Here is a 20512-nt window from a genome sequence, read left to right on the forward strand (position 1 = left end):
GCTTATAGTTGGTGCATCAAATTCTGGTTTCGAGCAACCAGTCTACTTAATTGTCTCTTGCAAGCAGGTTACATTTTGTGGATTCCGCGGTCACAGCCGCGGAAATTCGAGTGGTGGATTTTGCGTTCGAAGTCGGGATATTCGGGGTGCTGTGTTTGCTCTCTTCTCAACCGAATACCCGCGGCTAAGACCGCGGGATCCAGGAGTTGTAGCCTCTTTGCTCGCAAACAGGATCATGGTTTCTCAAGCTACTCAATCTAAGCTTATAGTTGGTGCATCAAATTCTGGTTTCGAGCAACCAGTCTACTTAATTGTCTCTTGCAAGCAGGTTACATTTTGTGGATTCCGCGGTCACAGCCGCGGAAATTCGAGTGCTGGATATTGCGGTCGAGGCCGCGGAAATTCGAGTGGTTGATTCCGTAATTTATGAAGCATAGATTGGCGATGAGGATTCTGGAGTATCGAATTCATCATTAAATGTGAGTTCAGGCTTCATGAGTTGAGCCGCCTGTTGAAATATGTGTTTTTCTTCAGATTTCTTTCTGGTTGTATCAGGTGATTCGGGAGTCATTAAATAAAAGCAACTTGGAAACAGCATTGTAATTGCTATCGAAAGTGCTATAGAGCCAATAGCCGGATTGAATAAAAACGCGGGTATTGACGCTGCCAATAATGCAACACCGATTCCTAAAAGGGCAATGGATGAATTCTGAAGTAAAAGACTCGGTTTCATCGTGTCTTCAATTCCTACTGGATAATATTTAAATCGATGATAGTAATTAATTGAGTCGGATGCACTATCGGGTGATTTCATACAATGAACTAATGTTCGGGCAAATCGGTTGTATTGGATTAGTATTTGCTCTTTTTCATCAAAAGAGATCTCATCATTTGCAAGTTCTTTTTCAAAATCACTTATTCTATTCCTCAGTTCACTCAGAAACAGTTCTTTTTCTTTGGAAAGAATGTCATCCAGCAAGTGGATTGCTCGATTAATTTTTTGGTTAACTTCATCTCTGGTGATGACCGGAGAAAATAAAAATCCATTCATGGGTAAATACTCATAATCAATTTATGGACGAAGGCTACCATGTGTTGTTTTGCTGCAATAGATGTCTCTGTACAGATTTACACCGAGGAAATATTACTTAACAGTACTTTGATTATTTTATCGTAATGTTTGCATTTGGTATGAATATTGCTATTTAATTATTCATGAGACAAGGAGTGTCACTATGATTGATCTGAATAACCTTATTCTTAATTCGTTTAAGTTTTCTGATGCTAATGGAGCTGGTCAGGAACAGATAGTATCAGCTGAATTTCCGGATACTAAAAGCGACCAAAATGATGATCTGCTCAACGATGCTGCAATTGATCCTGGTGCCTTTGTATTGTTGTTTACCGAGCTGTTGTTAAATGATTCATTAAAAAAGGATGGCCTTTCAGAAGAAAGCGATTCTAAAAATACAGATTTAATTAATGAGAAAGCGAATGAGGCTAAAGCAGATGCAGTAGATGCCGCCTCCACAAGTGCTAAGGATCAGGTTGTTATGACCGATATCAGTCAGATTCTTCCACAGAATGATCAATTGACTGAGACAGTCAAAATTTCGACGGCGCCAACTGAAAGACTGGATTCCAACATTGCTCTTACCTGGATAGACTCCGATCAGTTTGAGCCACCACTGCCTGCGACTTCGATGTCAGCGATGAACCTTGCTTCCGAGGCAGAAAACACCGAACAGCCTTTGGATGGTAAAAGCAATGGGCGTTTGGGATTGATGCACGTAAGTGATCAAAATGTGCAGACTGATTTACTTTCTGATGAGAATAGTGACGCACAACTGACTGACCAGGATTCATCAAAAGATGGTAACGAGCGTTTGATTCATGACGTTAAAAATCTATCCATTGAGACACTAGTGAATAAATCAAGCAATGGAAAGCTCATTATGGATCAAACGATTCAACCAGAATATTCAGCATTGAATAACAATCCACAGATGACTTCACAATCTGAATTAATCAATAATCAATTCTCCAATTATTTGACAGATGCCAATAAAACAAAACATATTGACATATCATTGCCCTTAAGTGATGCTCAATGGGCAGATAAATTTTCAGATCATATTGTTTGGTTAGGGCAGCATGGAGTTAAAAGTGCCTTAATCAAATTAAATCCTGAAGATCTGGGACCATTGGAAATTAATATTAAAGTGGTGAAGGATTCTGCATCTGTAAACATCATCAGTCATAGCAGTCATGCACGAGATGTTGTGGATCAGGCCTTGCCTCGGTTAAGAGAGATGATGGCGAACCAAGGGCTGGATTTGGCTGAGGTCAATGTTGGTATGGATAGGAATCCGCACCAATCAGATCAAAATCCCAGTGGTTTTGTAAAAGAAGAAGCGATACAGGGGATTGAAGATGGGGCCTTAATCACCCCACTTAAAAAACAAGTACCCAAAGGATTAATTGACTATTTTGCATGATGCAAAAAGTTTATAAGAACGTGTTTATGTTGTTAAAGGGAGTTTACAACAATGCGCATTAATAAATTTCAAGATTGGTTGAATCGGAATGGTAATTTTCTGTTTCTGTCTAATCCGATTAGCTCGGAACAGATTGACACCGTGTTAGCCGATAAATCAGTCCAAAAATCAATAGCCAGTTCTAAAAAAAATCAAGTGATCTACAGTTATATCGAAAATAAAATTGTAACTGACTATGCATCAGTGATTGATTTTAAATTAAGGGATGTATTTTACAAATTGAGTCTGGACGATTTCAGAGATCCAAGAGGGTTTGAATCCAAAAATAAATCGAGCTATAACCAATGTAATTATTTTGAACTAAGAAACGAATTGGAGTTTTTTCTTAAACAGGACATACTGCAACATCATGCACGACCCGATGCAAAATTGAATGCCTTCAGGAGATGGATAGAAGTTTCGGATGTCCTTTTAAGGCGTCATTGTTATGAGGGTTTTATGCTGGTTTTTACTAATTTGCAATTGATTGCAAGCCCTAATCTGGTTAGCAGTTTACCGCAAAGTGTTCAAAAAAATTATCATGAGTTATGCCAATTAAATTCACCCAATAAAAATCACTTTGCTTTAAGAAACTTTATTAAAACACATAGCAATGAAACTGATTTTTCTCCGTTAATATTTTCATATCATGCAATAGCGGTGATCAATGAGTCCATTGTTCACATCAGAGAGCAAGATTTTCTATTGAACCATAGAAAAAAAGAGGTGCGTAAGGAAATTCATCGACTGCAAAATGAAATCGATCCTGATGATTTTAAGACCCTCGTTAAATTAGTTGGGAAGCATGAACATATTCCCAATGATTTGAATCAAGAGAATCGTTATTTAATCAGTTTGTTACGAGAAAACAAAAGAATACCCAAAAATTTGAGAAATAATCACAAAATTTTGTGTGAACAAATAGAGCAGCGCACTGGGTTATTAAATTCAATAACAAAAGAACAAAATTATAGAGTTAAATCTTTGCCTTCATATCTCGAGAAAACGTATAATCGGATTCGTTTTCGTTTCAATAAACACAATCTTGAACGTACAATGGGTATCGTCACCAGTGGGCCAGCACGATCTCAAGACATTGCTCCTTCCAGGTTGTATTCTCATTCCTTATTACCATCGTTCTGGAATAGAAAAGGGAAGTCAGCAGAACAATACTGGAAAGAGACTTTAACACCAAGTTGTTTACCTTCCAGGTAACACGTCTCGGCAGGTTGGGATCAATTGATGGACTGTTAGCAACGCCTTCTGCATTGAAGATTGAGGCCGGTCCATGTATCGATTAAGCAACTTTGATAGCAACTAAAGCCAATGTATTTCCACCTTGTCCAATAAGTACCTCGTATCGGCTGAACAGGTACTGCCTTGATTACTACAGGATTTCTGCTGTAACTATGATATCCAATAAAATACGCTAATTGAGTGCCTTGTAGTTTTGAAGAACTTAAGTCAGCATGTGCAATACTGCAATAAAATAATGACATAGAAAGAGTTAAAATAGCTGCTGCCTTTGCTCCAGAGAAGGATGTAAGCCTGATATGAGTATCCATTGCTTTCGCCTTTTCATTATTATTTTAGTAAAATTATAGACCACTTTAGTTCACTTGGTTCGTTAATTGAGCATTAATATAAGGCAGTTGAAACTCGTGGAAAGTAATTCCTTATCGAACTCATGAGTATTTCTTTTCCGGGCTAAGGAGAGTAGCATAACTTCATTGGAAATTAAGGATGATCAGCATGCCAGAAAAAATCATTTTTATTACTGGATGTTCAAGTGGAATAGGGTATGAGACTGTATTTGCCCTTCAAAAAAGAGGGCATCGAGTGATTGCATCATGCCGTAAAAGTGAGGATGTGGCTCGACTGATTGAGGAGGGTGTCGAAGCTCTTCTTATGGATGTCAGTGAATCATCCTCAATCACAAATGCATTCTCAGAATTATTAAAACTTACTTCAGGTCGGCTGGATGTGTTAATTAATAACGCAGGCTATGGCCAGGCAGGTGCTCTTGAGGATATCAGTCGATCGGTCATTCGCCAACAGTTTGAGACGAATGTTTTTGGGTTGTTGGAACTTACCAATCTGGCAGTGCCGGTAATGAGAAAGCAGGGCAGCGGACGAATCATTAATATAAGCTCAATACTGGGCATTATCAGCATGCCTATGCGTGGTGCTTATAATGCTTCGAAATATGCTGTTGAAGGGTTGAGTGATACGCTGCGATTGGAACTGAAATCCTCGGGCATCGACGTAATCTGTATTGAACCAGGACCCATCGACAGTCGATTCAGAGATAATGCAGTGGATAGAAGCTTGCAACATATTGATATAAATAATAGTTTCTTTAAAAATCAATATGAAGTGATGTTAACGAGTTACAAGCAAAATAAAGCCGATTCAATTTTTACCAAAAAACCAGATGCCGTTATTAAGAAACTGATTCATGCCATTGAAGCAAAGCATCCGAAACCTAAATATCCCGTTACTTTTCCTGCCTATTTATTTATTGTTTTGAAACGAATATTCAGTACACGGCTACTCGATAAAATAATTCTTAAGCTATCAAAAAATGAATTATCCCATTAGAGCGTGGTGACAATTATCCTGGCGAAATCCAGGTTTAATAATGGAGTAAGCATCCTGAAGTCATGTGAACTTAGCGTGACTGTTTTGTATTTAATAACACAGTCAAGCCTTAAAAAAACGCGCGGCTCCAAAAGCAATCAAATTAATTATTAATTAAACAAAAAATTTTATCAAAAAAAGAAGAAAATTATTGATTTGTTTGCTAATATCTTAGTGGGTCAAAATAAAAACCTTTAACTATCAAGGAAGTAATATTATGAAAAAATCAACAATGGCTGTAGCTGCACTGTTAACTGCTTTATCTTCAGCTCCTATGGTGTCTGTAGCATATGCTGATGATACATCTACTCCTTCTGCTGCTACTTGCACTGGTTGCAAAGGCTGCAAAGGTTGTCAAGGTTGCAAAGGTTGCAAAGGCTGTCAAGGTTGCAAAGGTTGTGGCGGTTGCAGTGGTGACTAATAATTAGTTTGTTCCCACAAAGAGGTAGTTTTTACTACCTCTTTCTTTAATGTAGTAATGAATATGACAACGGATTCTGATTTTGTATTGCCCCAGTTAAGTAAATGGAGAAAGAACGTATTTTTGGGTTATGCAACCCAGGTTCTTGAAGCCCAACAGCAAATGATTACACCAAAAGGAAAAAACATCCTTCATTACACGCTCAGAAAGAAGCGCAAGCATGAGCGTATGAGCCATTACCCTAAGGGTGATCGAATTGATCATGCAACAGGTTCTCAATATTTTTATCATTGCCACAGAGAGAATTATGAAAGTACGGAACATGGGCATTTTCATTGTTTCATCCGATACAAGCACATACCTAAACGAATTAAGCCAGCAGCCTTATCTGATTGGGACCGGTATATTGATAATCCAATGACTCATCTGGTTGCAATAGGAATGAACCAGTTTGGATTACCGATACGGCTTTTCACCGTGAATCGATGGGTGACTTCTGAAATCTGGTATGATGCAGAACACATTTCGTATTTCCTGAAACGCTATAAAATGACCTTGTCTGATGATCCCTATTGGCAGGTTCTTGATAAATGGCTTGAAGGAATGCTGCACCTGTTTTCACCTCAGATTGAATGGCTGCATAAAGCACGTGATGCGCAGATAAAAAAACATTCAGACAAACATCCTGAAGGTAATCCTTATATGGATTATGACCTTGAGGAGTTGTCTGAAATACCCATTGATTTAAAAAAACAGATTGAATGGGTCATTAGTTGAATGGGTAAAAAATAGTTCCAAAAAATCTTAAATATGGATTGCTTCAACCCCGGTTAAACCGATACAATACGCTCAAATTCCGAGATCAATAGAACAGTATTGTTTTTCTGGGGGCAAATAAAGAGACTTTATCAGTTTGATTACTGGGGGAGCGATTAGTCAGACTAATCCTTCATAGGTTAATACTTTGTTGTCTAAGGAATTCATGCAAAAGCCTACTGAAACTCTTGATTTTTCCATCTTAACTCGCGATGACATTGCGCTAACTCTTCGTGACCATAACCTTAACCTTTCTGTTGATGAAGCCTTAACCATTCAGAATGAATTTCTTAAAAGAGCACCCAGCCTGGCTGAATGTGTTTTATGGTCCATTCAGGGTTCAGAACATTGTTCCTATAAAAGCAGTCGAGTTCATTTAAAACAGTTTGTGACCGATGCTCCCAATGTAATCCTTGGTGCAAAGGAAGATGCCGGTATTGTATCCATAGCACGTGATAATCAAGGTCATCGTTATGGGATTATTATCAGTCATGAATCTCATAATCATCCTTCTCAGATTGTGCCCTATGAAGGCGCTGCCACTGGAGTTGGTGGTAATGTGCGGGATGTCTGCTGTATGGGGGGCGAAGTTATTGCTGTAGCCGATAGTTTAAGGTTTGGTGACATCAATCGTTCTCATACCCATTGGATTCAGGATGGTGTGGTGGCTGGCATTGCAGGCTACGGAAATCCATTAGGTATACCCAATATTGCTGGTGATGTGTATTACGATGCGGGATACAATGAGAATTGTCTTGTTACTGTGGTCACTTTGGGAGTAGTCAGAGAAGATCATATTATCCATTCCTATGCCCCAGAACATGCCGATGATTATGTTTTTATACTGGTGGGAAAACCTACTGATAATAGTGGATTTGGAGGAGCCAGTTTTGCTTCAACAACACTGGAAGAGGATTCTCGCGAGAAAAACAAGGGGGCAGTGCAGGAACCGAATGCATTTTTGCAACGCCATATACTGAAAGCGAATTATGCTTTATTTGATCTATTGAGAGAAAAAAATCTCATTAATAAAGTTGGTTTTAAGGATTTAGGTGCTGGAGGCGTTGCTTGTGCCAGTATTGAACTGGCTGAAGCTGGTGGATCTTATGGTGCTGAAATTGATTTGGAAAAAGTGCCAACAGGCATGTCTGGATTGCCGCCCTCCGTTATTTTATGTTCTGAAACTCAAGAGCGTTTTATGTGGGTTGTTCCTCCAGAACTTGTTGATACGGTTTTGAATCATTACAACGAAACCTTTGCGCTACCCAAAGTTTCTAATGGTGCTTGTGCTGCAGTTGTTGGAAGAATCCGAACTGATGGTCTCTATGTTGTGAATTTTCATGGGAAGGAGTTAGTCCGGGCAAACGTGCCTGATGTGACAAAAGGCATTGTATACAACAGACCTTTTGTTTCCAGAAAGCAGGAACATACCGAACCCGTTCTGCCTGAGCCCACGAATTTTAATCAGATTTTATTATCCTTATTAGCTCATGAAAATATCGCCTCAAGAGCACCTGTATTTGAAACTTATGACAAACAAGTGCAGGGTCGCACTTTTATCGAGGCAGGTTGGGCTGATGCCGGTGTTATGCAGCCTTTTAATGAAGAGAAATACCCTGAGGAAATTCGCAAAACAGGAATCGCTTTATCTTTGGATCATAATCCTCGTTATAATAAAATTGATGCTTATTGGGGTGCGGTAAACGCGGTTATTGAGTCTGTGCGCAACATTACTGCGGTAGGTGCTGATCCGGTAGCACTCACCGATTGCCTGTGCTTTGGTAATCCCGAAAAACCAGAGCAGATGGGTGAGTTTGTTGATTCAGTACGTGGTATTGTGGATGCTTGTGCTGCCATTAAGTTAAAAGAATATCCCGATTCCACTTTACCTGTTATTGCCGGAAATGTTTCCCTATACAATGAATCTTCTAAAGGATCGATACCACCTAGCCCGATGATCAGCTGTTTAGGAACCATGCCAGATGTGGATCAGTCAATTACGTTTGATTTAAAAAAATCTAATAGCATGCTTCTTTTAGTTGGTGAACGAAAAGATGAGTGCGGTGGAAGTGTCTATTATCAATTGTTTAATCAACTGGGGACTAAAATCCCTCAACCTGATTTAAAGACCATTTCTGGTGAGATTCAGGCGGTCGCAGAAGCCATCCAGCAAGGATTGGTTTTATCTGCTCATGACATTTCCGAAGGAGGCGTTGCCGTTGCATTGGCGGAAATGAGCTTTAAGAATTTAATTGGGATAGACGTGGTGATACCAGGCTCTTTGCCTGTTGAAAAACTATTATTTTCCGAGACTGGGGGCTTTATTTTGGAAGTTGCTCCGGAACATATTACACAAATCGATGCGATTTTAAATGCCTACTCTGTATCTTACTGGACTATAGGCCATTCCATGGAGAAACCTTACATCTGTATAAACTCAGAAATTAATCTGTCCGTGAATGATGCTAAACACGCCTGGGAACATGGTCTTAGAGAGAGATTACTGTAATGACTACTATCAATTATAAAACTGCTGGTGTGGATATTGAAGCGGGTAACGAAGCAGTTAGACGAATCAAGCGTAATGTAGAAAAGACCTTTTCCTCACAGGTGTTAACAGGTATAGGTAGCTTTGGAGCAATGTATGATTTAAAGCCTTTGATGGAGCATTATCAACATCCCATCATGGTCCAAAGTATCGATGGGGTTGGCACCAAAATGATAGTCGCCCGAATGATGCAAAAATTTGATACCATTGGAATTGATTTGGTAAGTGCTACTACAAATGACATCATTGTCCTTGGTGCTAAACCTCTAACTCTTTTGGATTACATTGCGACAGATCATTTAAAGCCTGAAAATATTGAAGAAATTATTATTGGCATGACTAAAGCCTGCCTGGAAAATGGGATTGCTCTGGTTGGCGGCGAAACGGCAGAAATGCCTGATACCTATTTAAAAGGTGAACATGATTTGGTCGGCATCATTACCGGCGTTGTTGAAAAAGAAGCGGCTGTTCTCGGAACTGATATTGTTCCTGGGGATGTAGTAGTGGCTTTTTCTTCCAGTGGATTGCATACCAACGGCTACTCATTGGCTAGGAAATTATTTTTTGACTTAGGTGGATATACCGTTGACTCAAAAATTCCTGAATTGGAGCAGACTGTTGGTGAAGCATTATTAGTTCCTCACATCAATTATACCAAGCCTGTACTTCATATGCTGGATCAAAAAATTAATATTAAAGGTATGGCTCATATCAGCGGTGGTGGTGTATTGGAGAATATTCCAAGGATCTTGCCTGTTCACTGTGCGGTAGAAATTCAGAAAAATAAATGCCCGGTTTTACCCGTTTTTAACGTATTAAAATCTTTAGGACAACTGGATGAACAGGAATTGTATCGAACTTTTAATATGGGGGTAGGTCTGGTGATGATAGTAGCCCAGGATGCAGTGGATGAAATGCGTGCTGTATTAAAAACTTATCCTGATTTTCCACTGTTCGAGATAGGTAATGTGATATCCGGTACCTCTGGTGTGAGACTAATCTGATGAAGATAGCAATAGTTCAATTTCCTGGATCCAATTGCGAACGTGAAACCATACTGGCTGTGAAGCGGGCAGGGATGATACCCATAGAATTTTTGTGGAATGAATCACCTGCGACATTACGAGAGATGGAAGGATATGTGATAGTGGGGGGCTTTTCTTATGAAGATCGCTCTCGTGCTGGAATCATCGCTGCTCTGGATCCTGTAATGAAGGAAATTCGTATCCAGAGTGAATTGAGTAAACCGGTTTTGGGAATATGCAATGGCGCTCAAATTTTAGTCGAAACAGGCATGGTACCTGGATTAAAAAATAATCAGCCAGGAATGGCTCTTACTGAAAACCGGCGTATTCTTGATGGGAAGATATTGGGAACGGGTTTTTATAATGACTGGATACACATCCGCCCATCCACTCATTCACCCAATAATGCCTTTACACGTCATTTGAAAGAACAGTCCATATTATCCGTACCCATAGCCCATGCTGAGGGTCGATTTGTCATTCCAGCACCATTATTAAAGGAACTTGTTGCTGAGGGACTGAATGTATTTCAGTATTGTGATGAGAAGGGTAACGTGATTGATAATTTTCCGATCAATCCTAATGGTTCGGTACTTAATACCGCAGCTGTGATGAACAAGTCCGGAAATGTGATGGCGATGATGCCTCATCCTGAACGGACATCAGCCGGAGATGCTATTTTTTTATCGATGAAAGACTTCATTCTTGAGCATAAAGATTGGAGTTTCAGTGAGCTGTCCTACGTTCCTCTGCCAATAAAAATAAGTCCATATTCCCAAAACAAGTCAGGATATGAATTGTTGGTACAGTATATTATTACCGATAATCATGCATTAACGGTACAAAATACTTTAGAGCAATCGGGTTTACCAGTACGGGTCAGCAGGATCGTTCATTGGCAAATTCAGTGCCAATCTTCGGAAGTAGTTGAACAAATCAAGCAAACGGGTGTCTTGTACAATACTCGTAAAGAATATTTGATTGAACCTGAACAGGTATCCAGAGCTTCAAGTTTTGCTCTATTAGTTCAACCTAAAGATGATGTAGTAGGACAGCAAAAAAAACAAATGCTTTTGGACCATTTTTCCCTTGATGGAGTTCAAGAGATACAGCACGGCATTCTGTGGATGTTTGAAACTGAGCACGATAAGATTGCCGACCTTAAGGAATTGATTTTCAATTCAAATATTATTTTTAATCCATGTGCCCATGACTGCTATGAATATAAAAACTCCTGATAAAAGTGCCATAATTGCTGCATTACCCTATTGTTTAACTGAAACGAATTTTAATTTTGGTACAAAATACCAGGGTAAAGTTCGTGATACCTACGACATTGGGGATAAATTGATTCTTGTGACTACTGATCGTCAAAGTGCTTTTGATCGCTTATTGGCCTCAGTTCCCTATAAAGGCCAGGTATTAAATTTAACCTCCGTTTGGTGGTTTAAAAATACTCAATCTATTGTTCCTAATCATTTAATCGCAGTTCCCGATCCCAATGTGGTCATTGCTAAAAAATGTAAGGTTTTTCCCATTGAATTTGTAGTCAGAGGGTTTATCTCTGGCACAACAAGCACTTCTTTATGGACCCAATATCAAAAGGGAGTTCGTGAATATTGTGGTTTATCTTTTCCTGAAGGATTACAGAAAAATCAAAAACTACCTATTCCGATACTTACTCCAACGACCAAAGAAACCGAGCATGATCGTCCAATAAGTCCCGCAGAGATCGTTACGGAAGGCTGGATGACTCAAGAGGATTGGGATGAAGCCAGTTCTTATGCTTTGAAACTGTTCCAGCATGGAATGGAAGTCGCGGCTCAACATGGTCTCATTTTGGTTGACACTAAATACGAATTTGGCCGTGATCAGGAAGGGAATATTGTTCTTGTCGATGAAATTCATACTCCTGATTCAAGTCGTTATTGGTTGTCTTCCAGCTATCGAGAGCGATTTGAGGCAGGAAAGGAACCTGAAAATATAGATAAAGAATTTCTGCGCTTATGGTTTGTTGATCATTGTGATCCTTATAATGATAAGGAGTTGCCCAAAGCTCCAGAGGAACTCATTGTTACTCTTGCTGAGCGGTACATTCAGCTTTATGAAATGATTACTCAGGAGGATTTTGTGTATGAGCAAAATCCTGGACCGGTGCATCAGAGAATCATCAACAATATAGAACGATGGTTGGGTTAGTGTCCTTGACGTGATGCGTTATCGCTCGGTCTGAATGTTTCTATCAGAAGGGAAAAGACTTATGTGTGGAATTGTTGGTATTTACAGTCATGAACCCGTTGCTGCTGAACTCTATGATAGCCTCATTCATCTCCAGCATAGAGGTCAGGATGCCTGTGGCATACTGACCTGCGATGATCGATTTTACCCGAAGCATGGTTCAGGTTTGGTCAGAGAATCTATTGATTTAGAGGATCTTCACCGCCTGAAAGGTAATGTAGGCATTGCGCATGCCCGATACCCTACCGCCGGTGGTTATAGTGAAGCCGATATACAACCTTTATGGATAGGCAGCCCCAGAGGTATCGCTCTGGCTCATAATGGCAATCTGGTGAATTATCAAGAACTGGTCGATGATATTTGTGGCAAACAACATCGCCATTTAAATTCAAGTCTGGATTCAGAAGCATTATTATTACTTTTAGCTGACAATTTAGCAGTAGGTTCTTATTCCGATAATGATGAAGACCAGTTTTTCAATTTATTGTGCCAGGCGGTAAATACTATTTATAAGCGAGTAGAGGGCTCTTATTCGGTAGTCAGCCTGGTCATAGGAAAAGGATTAGTTGCTTTCAGGGATCCTCATGGAATTCGTCCTTTGGTTTGGGGGGAGCGTGAACGGGAGGATGGTACTAAAGATTATATTTTTGCATCAGAAACCACTTCTTTTTATGCATTGGGCTTTGAACCTAAAGGTGATATTAAAGCGGGTGAAGTAGCTTATGTAAATAATCAGGGTCAAATGTATCGTCGGGTTCTGACTGATAAAAAATTCACTCCATGTATTTTTGAATACGTTTATTTTGCCAGACCCGATGCTACTCTTGATGACGTTAGTGTTTATAGGTCACGATTACGCATGGGACAAAATTTGGCAAAAAGATGGAAAGAGCACTATCCTGGTACGATTCCTGATGTTGTGATACCTGCCCCCTCCACCGCAAATACTGCAGCGCTGGCTTTTGCTAATGAGCTTGGAATTCGATATTCCGAAGGCTTGTATAAAAATCCCTTTATTGGCAGAACGTTTATTATGCCAAACCAGGAGTCACGCTCTCGTCAGGTACGATATAAATTAACACCGCAGAAAACAGAGATTAATAATAAGAAAGTTCTTATTGTGGATGACAGCATAGTACGAGGAACTACCTCTCGCGAAATAGTCAAAATGATCCGTGAGTTTGGGGCTTTGGAAATTTATTTTGTATCTACTTGCCCGCCAATAAAAAATCCATGTTTTTATGGTATAGATATTCCTTCACGAAAAAAATTGATTGCGGCTCATAAAAGTGAAGAAGAAATTAGAGCGTTTTTGGGGGTTGATAAACTCTTGTACCAGAGTCAGGACGATTTGGAAGAAGCGGTAACTCGTCGAGGCATGCATCATATGAGTCACCCCTGTATGGCGTGTATGGATGGCAAGTACATTTGCGGGAATATCTCCGAAGATAAAATAAAATTTCTTGAAAAAAAGAGAATTAAAGAAAATGGCATTGAAACTGAAATAGGAGAAATATCGTAATGAATGTTCTTATTATTGGTTCTGGTGCACGCGAACATGCCATTGCAAAGGCGTTATATCGCTCGAAGCATAAGCCTGCATTATTTTGTTGCGGTTCTTCAAATAATCCCGGGATAAAAGAGCTCTCACAGAGATTTTGGCTTGGTGATATTACTGATATCAAGCAAATTCATGAACAGGCGAAACACTGGCAGATTGATTGGGCGATTATTGGTCCCGAAGCACCGTTAGAACGCGGGCTAGCTGATATTTTATGGAATTCAGGTATTCCAGTCGTAGGACCAAAAAAAGCATTGGCGCAGATAGAGACCAGTAAAGGTTTTGCCAGAGATTTAATGCAAAAATACCATATTTCGGGTTTACCCAGATATAAACTATTTTCAAATTCAGAGGGGATTTCTGAGTTTTTAGCTGAGTTAGGTGACAACCAATATGTAGTGAAAGCGAATGGCTTAATGGCAGGGAAGGGGGTTAAGGTCGCTGGGGACCATCTTCATTCATTTGCTGAAGCGCTTGATTTTTGCAGGGAAATTTTTGCTCAAGGCCAGTCCTTGGTGATAGAGGAAAAATTGATAGGGCAGGAATTTTCGTTCATGTGCTTTTCAGATGGAATTTCTTTATTACCCATGCCTCTAATCCAGGATAATAAACGGGCATTTGAAGGGGATAAAGGACCGAATACAGGGGGGATGGGGAGCTATACTGCCGCAGATCATCGTTTACCCTTTCTGAATCGTTCTGATGTTGAACAAGCCTTTAAAATAAACCAAAGTGTTGTAAAGGCATTAATGGCTGAAACAAAAGAGCGCTATATTGGAATCATCTATGGGGGCTTTATTGCAACAGCTACAGGCGTTTCAGTTATAGAATTTAATGCCCGGTTTGGGGATCCTGAATCGCTTAATGTGTTGAGCATTTTGGAATCTGATTTTGTTGATTTGTGCACTGCCATGGTTAAGGGAACATTACACTCAGAACAGGTTCTGTTTTCTCCCCAAGCTACGGTATGCAAATATGCCGTACCTGAAGGTTATCCTGATCATTCCCTTCGTGATGTTGAAATTGATGTTTCGGCTGTTGTTAATGACCATTACTTGTTTTTAGCTGGAGTTCATGAAGAGAACGGTCTGCTCTACGCTACTGGTTCTCGAACTGCGGCTTATGTCGGAGTGTCTGATACTCTTCCTGAAGCCGAGCGCATTGCTGAACAGGAGTTGTCGCAAGTAAAAGGACCGTTGTTTCATCGTAAGGACATTGGAACCAATTCTTTAGTTAATAAGCGCATTGAGGCCATGCGTAAGCTGCGCTCATTATGATTCGATTAGGAATACTGGGTTCGACAAGGGGCACCAATCTATTACCCATCATTGATGCAATAAACCAGCATAAACTGTCTGCGACTATTGAAGTGGTGATCAGTAATAAACCGAAGGCTATTATTCTTGAACGTGCCGAAAACAAGGGTTTGCATACTGAGTATTTAAGCCTGGAAGGATTGAACCGAGTGCAATACGACAGGCTCATTAGTCGTACCTTGCAGCAGCACAAGGTGGACCTGGTCGTGTTAATCGGCTACATGCGTATTTTATCGGAAGAATTTGTAACACTCTGGGAGAACAGAATAATCAATGTTCATCCATCGCTATTACCTGCTTTTGCAGGAAAAATGGATTTGGAGGTACATCAAGCCGTCATTCAGGCAGGAGTCAGGGAAACAGGATGTACGATTCATTATGTAACCAGGGAAGTCGATGAAGGGCCTATTCTACTCCAAAAAAAATGTCCGGTATTTGAAAACGATACTTCGCATTCTTTGAAGGAGAGAGTGCAACATTTAGAAGGTATCGCTTTGGTAGAAGCCATCCAAATCATTGCATCTCAATATGGGTAATAGATTGAGCTTATTGAATCTCTGTACATGACAAAAAAGCGGTCATGCCCGCACAGGCGGGCAACCATTTTATTTTGGTAATACTGCAAAGTTTGGTGTTGGATCATTGTTCATGCTCTTAAATGCTCCTCCTGCATAGACAGTGCTGCCGCTAATGGCTAAGGCATATACGAGGGAATTGGAGTTAGGGTTCCATGGCCTTGCCCAGCCATTGCTTGCGTCCAAAGCGGCAATTCTGTTACGAAATTGGCCACCGATGCTGGTGAAATTCCCTCCTGCATAGAGGGTGCCGTTGCTTAAAGTTAAAGCATACACGGCGCTGTTGGGATTGGGGTCCCATGATGAAGCCAGTCCAGTACCGACATCCAGAGCGGCAATCCGGTTGCGCGCTTGCCCCCCGATATTGGTGAAATTCCCCCCTGCATAGGCGATGCTGTCGCTAATGACCAAGGCAAGTACACTGTTGTTGGCGTTAGGGTTCCATAGTGTGGCAACACCGGTATCGGCATCCAAAGCAGCGATCCGGTTTCGTGCTTGACCACCAATATTTGTGAACGCTCCTCCTGCGTAAACGGTATTGCCACTGAGGGCTAAGACATTCACTGCGTTGTTGGCATTAGGATCCCATGGGGTAGCCAGACCGGAGTCGACATCTAACGCGGCAATGTTGTTGCGGGTTTGACCTCCGATGCTTGAGAAACCCCCTCCCGCATAGACAGTGCTGCCGCTTAAAGCTAAGGCATTTACTGTGCTGTTGGCGTTTGGGTTCCAAAGGGTGGCCAGGCCGGTACCGACATCCAAGGCGGCAATCCGGTTTCGCGATTGGCCGCCAATGTTGGTGAAGTCTCCCCCTGCATAGACAGTGTTGTTGCCTGGAATTAAGGCGCGCACGGTGTTGTTGGCATTGGGAGCCCATGATGTCGCCTTCCCGGTACTGGCATTCAGCCCTGCAATGTTTGTTCTGGATTGGACCCCTATGCTGGTGAATCCCCCTCCCGCATAGACAGTGCTGCCGCTTAAAGCTAAGGCAGTTACTATGCTGTTGGCGTTTGGGTTCCATGGCTCAGCCTGACCGGTGCTGGCATCAAGGGCAGCAATGTAGTTGCGTGTTTGGCCCCCGATGCTGGCGAAGTCCCCACCCACATAGACAGTGCTGTTGCCTGGAATTATGGTGCGCACAGTGCTGTTTGCATTGGGGTTCCATGATAAAGCCGGACCGGTACCTGACGAATCAAGGGCAGCAATACTATTGCGCGTTTGGCCACCGATGAAGGTGAAGGAGCCACCTGCATAGACGGTGCTGCCGTTTATGGCTATGGACATCACAAGATTGTCGGCGTTGGGATTCCATGTGGAAGCCGCACCGGTACCTGTATCAAGAGCTGCGATACGGTTGCGCGTTTGGCCACCGATGAAGGTGAAGGAGCCACCTGCATAGACGGTGCTGCCGCTAATGGCTAAAACATTCACGGTGCCGCCTGTGGCGTTGGGGTTCCATAGTTCAGCCAGACCAGTGCTGGTATCCAGGGCAGCAATAGAGTTGCGGGCTTGGCCGCCGATGTTGGTGAAGGCTCCTCCTGCGTAAATGATGTTGCCGCTGGAAGCTAACGTCCTCACGATGTCGTTGGCGTCAGGGTTCCATGATGTAGCCAGTCCGGTGCTGGCATTCAGCGCAGCAATGTTATTGCGTGATTGTCCGCCGATGTTGCTGAAGGTTCCCCCGGCATAGACGGTGCTGCCGTTTAATGCTAAGGCATATACGTTGCCGTCGGAGTCGGGGTTAAAATTGGGATCAACGGTGAGATCGGCCAAAATATGGGCGATTCGGTTGCGTGTTACACCACCAACTTGTGTAAATCCCCCTCCGATATACCAGCCACCCATTCCGTCTGAGATAACGGCACTAATACCGTTGTTCACACGGGGGAAATTGGCTAGCGGTTGAGCACTGTTCTCATCAATTGGGGCACCAGAACCGGTGTTTGGTCCCACAGAAGTAAATGTGCCGCCAATATAAATCATATTGTTGGCAGGGTCTGGTAAAATAGTGTATACCGTTCCATTGGTTATCCAGGGATAGTCCACTGCAAGACTGATGTTAACGCTGTTGGTGTTGCTTCCTGAAACCGGTGCAGTGATGGCTTCGTGTATGGCAATACCAGGGGTGAAGGTTAATTGGCAGCTCGCTCCCGGAGCAATACTGGTGCAATCGGAGGCATCTTGGGTTACATCACCCCAGTCGGGGGGGAGCGTGGCAGAGACGTTAGTAGCCGTCCGGCTTGTGGAGTTATTGGTGATGGTTAATGTCCAGATTGCTCCGGTAAATGTCATTGTGGCTGGAAGTATAATTAATGGGGCTCCCGTTACCGTAATCGTAGCTTCGATAGGTGGTATCGGTGGTACTGGTGGTGAGACGCTGATGTTCAAACAATCTGCTTGACTTGGCCGGTAACATAGATTGAGATTCGGGCTGCCATTCAGGTTTTCTCGGCATAATCGTGGACCGCCGTGAATGCCGTTTTTGGGCAGTGCGCTGCCAGTAATAGCCAGATTTAACGTGCAATTGCTGCCGGTTTGTCCTTTAGGAGCCAACAGGCAGGGGGTCGTTTGAGCAATACCTTGTAGCGGCTGAATCACCAGCCTTTGGTGTTTATTAGACTGATTTTGTACCACATATTGTATGTTGGCTGTCCCATTTTCCGCAACGCTTAGAACGGGATTACTTCCTTGGGCCGGCAGGATAGTCCATAGAGGAGCTGCTCCTTGTGCTGCAGTGATCGCCAGCCCTGACAACAGGAAGGCGAATAACTTGTTCCATACAACGTATTTTCTTTTTTTTTGCATGCGTTCTGTCCTTATATTTTGCTTACTGAGGTGAAGCTACACCTAATGAATCTGGGGGTGATTGTGGGATTGCCCAAATTCATTTGAATTATGCTATCACATCGTTTGCCTGCTATTGAAGGTAACTGTATTTTAGACGAGAACTCATTGAAATATAAAGCTTTTTTCTATTTATCAAAAAAATAACATAATTGTTACTGTTTTTAAATAGATGTATTTCAAAAGCACATAATCGCAACTTAAAGCCTCGTAAACAGTCACTGGTATTTTTTGGCTTTAAAATTAGATCAAAATTTGTTTATAAGATTTAAACCAGGGGATTAATTAGTATTATGTGCATTCTGATTTATTATAAGCAGAATTATCCATGACATAGGATATGTCACGACGCAAGGGCTGGTAATATAAAATATACCAGCCAAAAATTAAATTAACGATAATTCGGGTGGTATTTAGCGATCAACATGCTAAATTTTCATCCTTTCAGTTGAGAATGTTCCAACACGGTTTTAGCTTGTTGTTCCAGATAATTTTTAATTGCAATCTGGTATTCTGGATATTTATTTCCAAGAAAACGTGCTGCAAGAAGTGCGGCATTAATTGCTCCAGCCTTTCCTACTGCAAGAGTACCAACCGGAATTCCAGCAGGCATTTGAACTATAGACAGCAATGCATCCATACCATTAGTAAAGGTTGATGAAGGCATGGGCACCCCAAGAACAGGAAGTATGGTTTTTGCTGCAACAACACCGGGTAAATGGGCCGCTCCGCCTGCTGCCGCTATGAATACTTCAACGCCTCGAGATTCTGCTGATTTGATGTATTCAAACAGAGCATCAGGAGTTCTATGAGCAGACAAGGCACGTGCCTCGTGAGGAATATTTAATTGCTCTAACATTCGGCTGGTTTCTTCCATGATAGTCCAATCTGATTTGGAACCCATCAGTATGCTAACAAGAATTGGTGACATCATATTTCCCCTCAAAATGAATACACAATTTTACCTGAGTTAGCACAGCAAACTCTAGTTAAAAAAAGAATATTTTTAATTAAAAAGTAACTCCCCGCGTACTTAAATGAGGTTGCTTCGCAATACTCTTAGATCCCCATCCCTTTCCCCCACGCTACGCTCAGGGGAGAGGGTACCTTGACCTTGTCAAATGAGGTTGCTTCGCTATACTCTTGGATCCTCCTCACCCTTGAACCCCACCCGCTGCGCGGACTGATGTATCCCCACGAATTTTTACACGGAATATTTTCGATCTTTATGTCGTCTTTGCGAACGAAGTGAAGCAATCTAGTGCGGAACCCTAACGAAGCACCTGTACTAGATTGCTTCACTTCGTTCGCAAAGACGCTGATTTGAATTAAACTTAAATAAACAAAAATTTCGTGGGGATACATCAGTGCGCGGAGGGGAAAGAGGAACTGAATCTACTAATCGAATTTCCGCGGCCTTGACCGCGGAATGTAGCCGGCGTAGCCTGGGAGTAGGCCCAAAGGGCCGTATCCCAGGTTTTCATTGTTATGCCAGCTTAAGTTCACCACTCATTTACTCTCCAAACTCACTTAGACCAACCTTTTTCATTAATTTTATGGCAATAATCCATTTACAACTTAAAAGAAACCCTGGGATACGGCCCTTTGGGCCTGCTCCCAGGCTACGCCAGCTCAGAGAGCGTCTGGTATCGATTTTACCACCTGAACTGCTGAGTCGTTGCTCCTGTGCTTTGTTATAGCCCGTTGAAGCAGCCCCGCAGCAAATCCGGCTGCGGGGTTTTGCATGCAGTACGCGCTTAAAAACCATACAAGTACTTTCTGGTCTATCCAGTTTTCTGTTGTTCGTAGCTGGCTCTTACTGTAGAGCCTGTAAGCGTTTTCTGCTGGCCAGGCGTAAGCCTCTTTCTTTTAAAACATCTATCATGTGTTGTTTGCAATGGATATGCTGCCTTTTTGTTTTACACAAAATCAAAATATCATCCAGGGAACGAAAATAGTCCATATCCATTTTTCTATGTGATTAAGTCGAT

General features: G+C 41.8%; 18 protein-coding genes. 12 read left to right on the forward strand and 6 right to left on the reverse strand.

Annotated features, from left to right (window positions below):
- Window positions 1-424 precede the first annotated feature (424 nt).
- A complete protein-coding gene (locus ELY21_RS10335; RefSeq protein WP_127109247.1) occupies window positions 425-1051 on the reverse strand; it encodes a hypothetical protein in 627 nt (208 codons plus the stop codon).
- Between the two features lie 184 nt (window positions 1052-1235).
- Between ELY21_RS10335 and ELY21_RS10340 the strand changes: the two genes are divergently transcribed.
- Together ELY21_RS10340 and ELY21_RS10345 are read left to right on the forward strand one after the other, a co-directional pair.
- Complete coding sequence (locus ELY21_RS10340) at window positions 1236-2498, forward strand: flagellar hook-length control protein FliK (RefSeq protein ID WP_127109249.1); 1263 nt, start codon at window positions 1236-1238, stop codon at window positions 2496-2498.
- A gap of 51 nt (window positions 2499-2549) precedes the next feature.
- On the forward strand, window positions 2550-3752 hold the full coding sequence (locus ELY21_RS10345; RefSeq protein WP_127109251.1) for a RasGEF domain-containing protein: 1203 nt from the start codon (window positions 2550-2552) through the stop codon (window positions 3750-3752).
- A gap of 35 nt (window positions 3753-3787) precedes the next feature.
- On the opposite strand, the gene ELY21_RS10350 is transcribed toward ELY21_RS10345, so the two are convergent.
- Window positions 3788-4102, reverse strand: a complete 315-nt coding sequence (locus tag ELY21_RS10350; protein WP_127109253.1) for a hypothetical protein — start codon at window positions 4100-4102, stop codon at window positions 3788-3790.
- A gap of 187 nt (window positions 4103-4289) precedes the next feature.
- Here ELY21_RS10350 and ELY21_RS10355 point away from each other — a divergent pair, with 187 nt between their 5' ends.
- The 10 genes from ELY21_RS10355 to purN all read left to right on the forward strand — a co-directional run bounded on the left by ELY21_RS10355 (window position 4290) and on the right by purN (window position 15638).
- Window positions 4290-5138, forward strand: coding sequence for an SDR family NAD(P)-dependent oxidoreductase (locus tag ELY21_RS10355; RefSeq protein WP_127109255.1), 849 nt, complete (start codon window positions 4290-4292; stop codon window positions 5136-5138).
- A 256-nt stretch (window positions 5139-5394) separates the two neighbouring features.
- Entirely contained in the window at window positions 5395-5598 is a 204-nt protein-coding gene (locus ELY21_RS10360) for a hypothetical protein (RefSeq protein ID WP_127109257.1), read from the forward strand.
- Between the two features lie 63 nt (window positions 5599-5661).
- Window positions 5662-6375, forward strand: a complete 714-nt coding sequence (locus ELY21_RS10365) for a hypothetical protein (protein WP_127109373.1) — start codon at window positions 5662-5664, stop codon at window positions 6373-6375.
- A gap of 205 nt (window positions 6376-6580) precedes the next feature.
- Window positions 6581-8923, forward strand: coding sequence for a phosphoribosylformylglycinamidine synthase subunit PurL (purL, locus tag ELY21_RS10370; protein ID WP_127109260.1), 2343 nt, complete (start codon window positions 6581-6583; stop codon window positions 8921-8923).
- Window positions 8923-9966: a phosphoribosylformylglycinamidine cyclo-ligase gene (gene purM / locus ELY21_RS10375; RefSeq protein ID WP_127109262.1), complete on the forward strand. Its 1044-nt coding sequence runs from the start codon at window positions 8923-8925 to the stop codon at window positions 9964-9966. The genes purL and purM overlap by 1 nt, the downstream gene beginning before the upstream one ends.
- Window positions 9966-11225, forward strand: a complete 1260-nt coding sequence (gene purQ, locus ELY21_RS10380) for a phosphoribosylformylglycinamidine synthase I (protein ID WP_127109264.1) — start codon at window positions 9966-9968, stop codon at window positions 11223-11225. The genes purM and purQ overlap by 1 nt, the downstream gene beginning before the upstream one ends.
- Window positions 11206-12186 (forward strand): phosphoribosylaminoimidazolesuccinocarboxamide synthase, encoded by a 981-nt coding sequence (locus ELY21_RS10385; RefSeq protein ID WP_199741694.1) that lies wholly within the window; start codon window positions 11206-11208, stop codon window positions 12184-12186. Before purQ ends, ELY21_RS10385 begins: the two co-directional genes overlap by 20 nt.
- Window positions 12187-12247: 61 nt before the next feature.
- Window positions 12248-13747 (forward strand): amidophosphoribosyltransferase, encoded by a 1500-nt coding sequence (purF, locus tag ELY21_RS10390; RefSeq protein WP_127109268.1) that lies wholly within the window; start codon window positions 12248-12250, stop codon window positions 13745-13747.
- Window positions 13747-15063 carry a phosphoribosylamine--glycine ligase gene (gene purD / locus ELY21_RS10395; RefSeq protein WP_127109270.1) on the forward strand — a complete coding sequence of 439 codons (1317 nt, stop codon included), beginning with the start codon at window positions 13747-13749 and terminating at the stop codon, window positions 15061-15063. Before purF ends, purD begins: the two co-directional genes overlap by 1 nt.
- A complete protein-coding gene (purN, locus tag ELY21_RS10400) occupies window positions 15060-15638 on the forward strand; it encodes a phosphoribosylglycinamide formyltransferase (protein WP_127109272.1) in 579 nt (192 codons plus the stop codon). Before purD ends, purN begins: the two co-directional genes overlap by 4 nt.
- A 69-nt stretch (window positions 15639-15707) precedes the next feature.
- On the opposite strand, the gene ELY21_RS10405 is transcribed toward purN, so the two are convergent.
- The 4 genes from ELY21_RS10405 to ELY21_RS15620 form a co-directional block, all read right to left on the reverse strand.
- Window positions 15708-18482, reverse strand: a complete 2775-nt coding sequence (locus ELY21_RS10405; protein ID WP_127109274.1) for a hypothetical protein — start codon at window positions 18480-18482, stop codon at window positions 15708-15710.
- 475 nt (window positions 18483-18957) lie between these two features.
- Window positions 18958-19452 (reverse strand): 5-(carboxyamino)imidazole ribonucleotide mutase, encoded by a 495-nt coding sequence (purE, locus tag ELY21_RS10410; RefSeq protein ID WP_127109375.1) that lies wholly within the window; start codon window positions 19450-19452, stop codon window positions 18958-18960.
- Window positions 19453-20034: 582 nt separating this feature from the next.
- Window positions 20035-20289, reverse strand: coding sequence for a hypothetical protein (locus ELY21_RS10415; protein ID WP_127109276.1), 255 nt, complete (start codon window positions 20287-20289; stop codon window positions 20035-20037).
- 48 nt (window positions 20290-20337) lie between these two features.
- On the reverse strand, window positions 20338-20484 hold the full coding sequence (locus tag ELY21_RS15620; protein ID WP_158618549.1) for a hypothetical protein: 147 nt from the start codon (window positions 20482-20484) through the stop codon (window positions 20338-20340).
- Window positions 20485-20512 lie beyond the last annotated feature (28 nt).

The sequence above is a fragment of the Legionella sp. km535 genome, assembly GCF_003990085.1.
Lineage (GTDB): Bacteria > Pseudomonadota > Gammaproteobacteria > Legionellales > Legionellaceae > Legionella > Legionella moravica.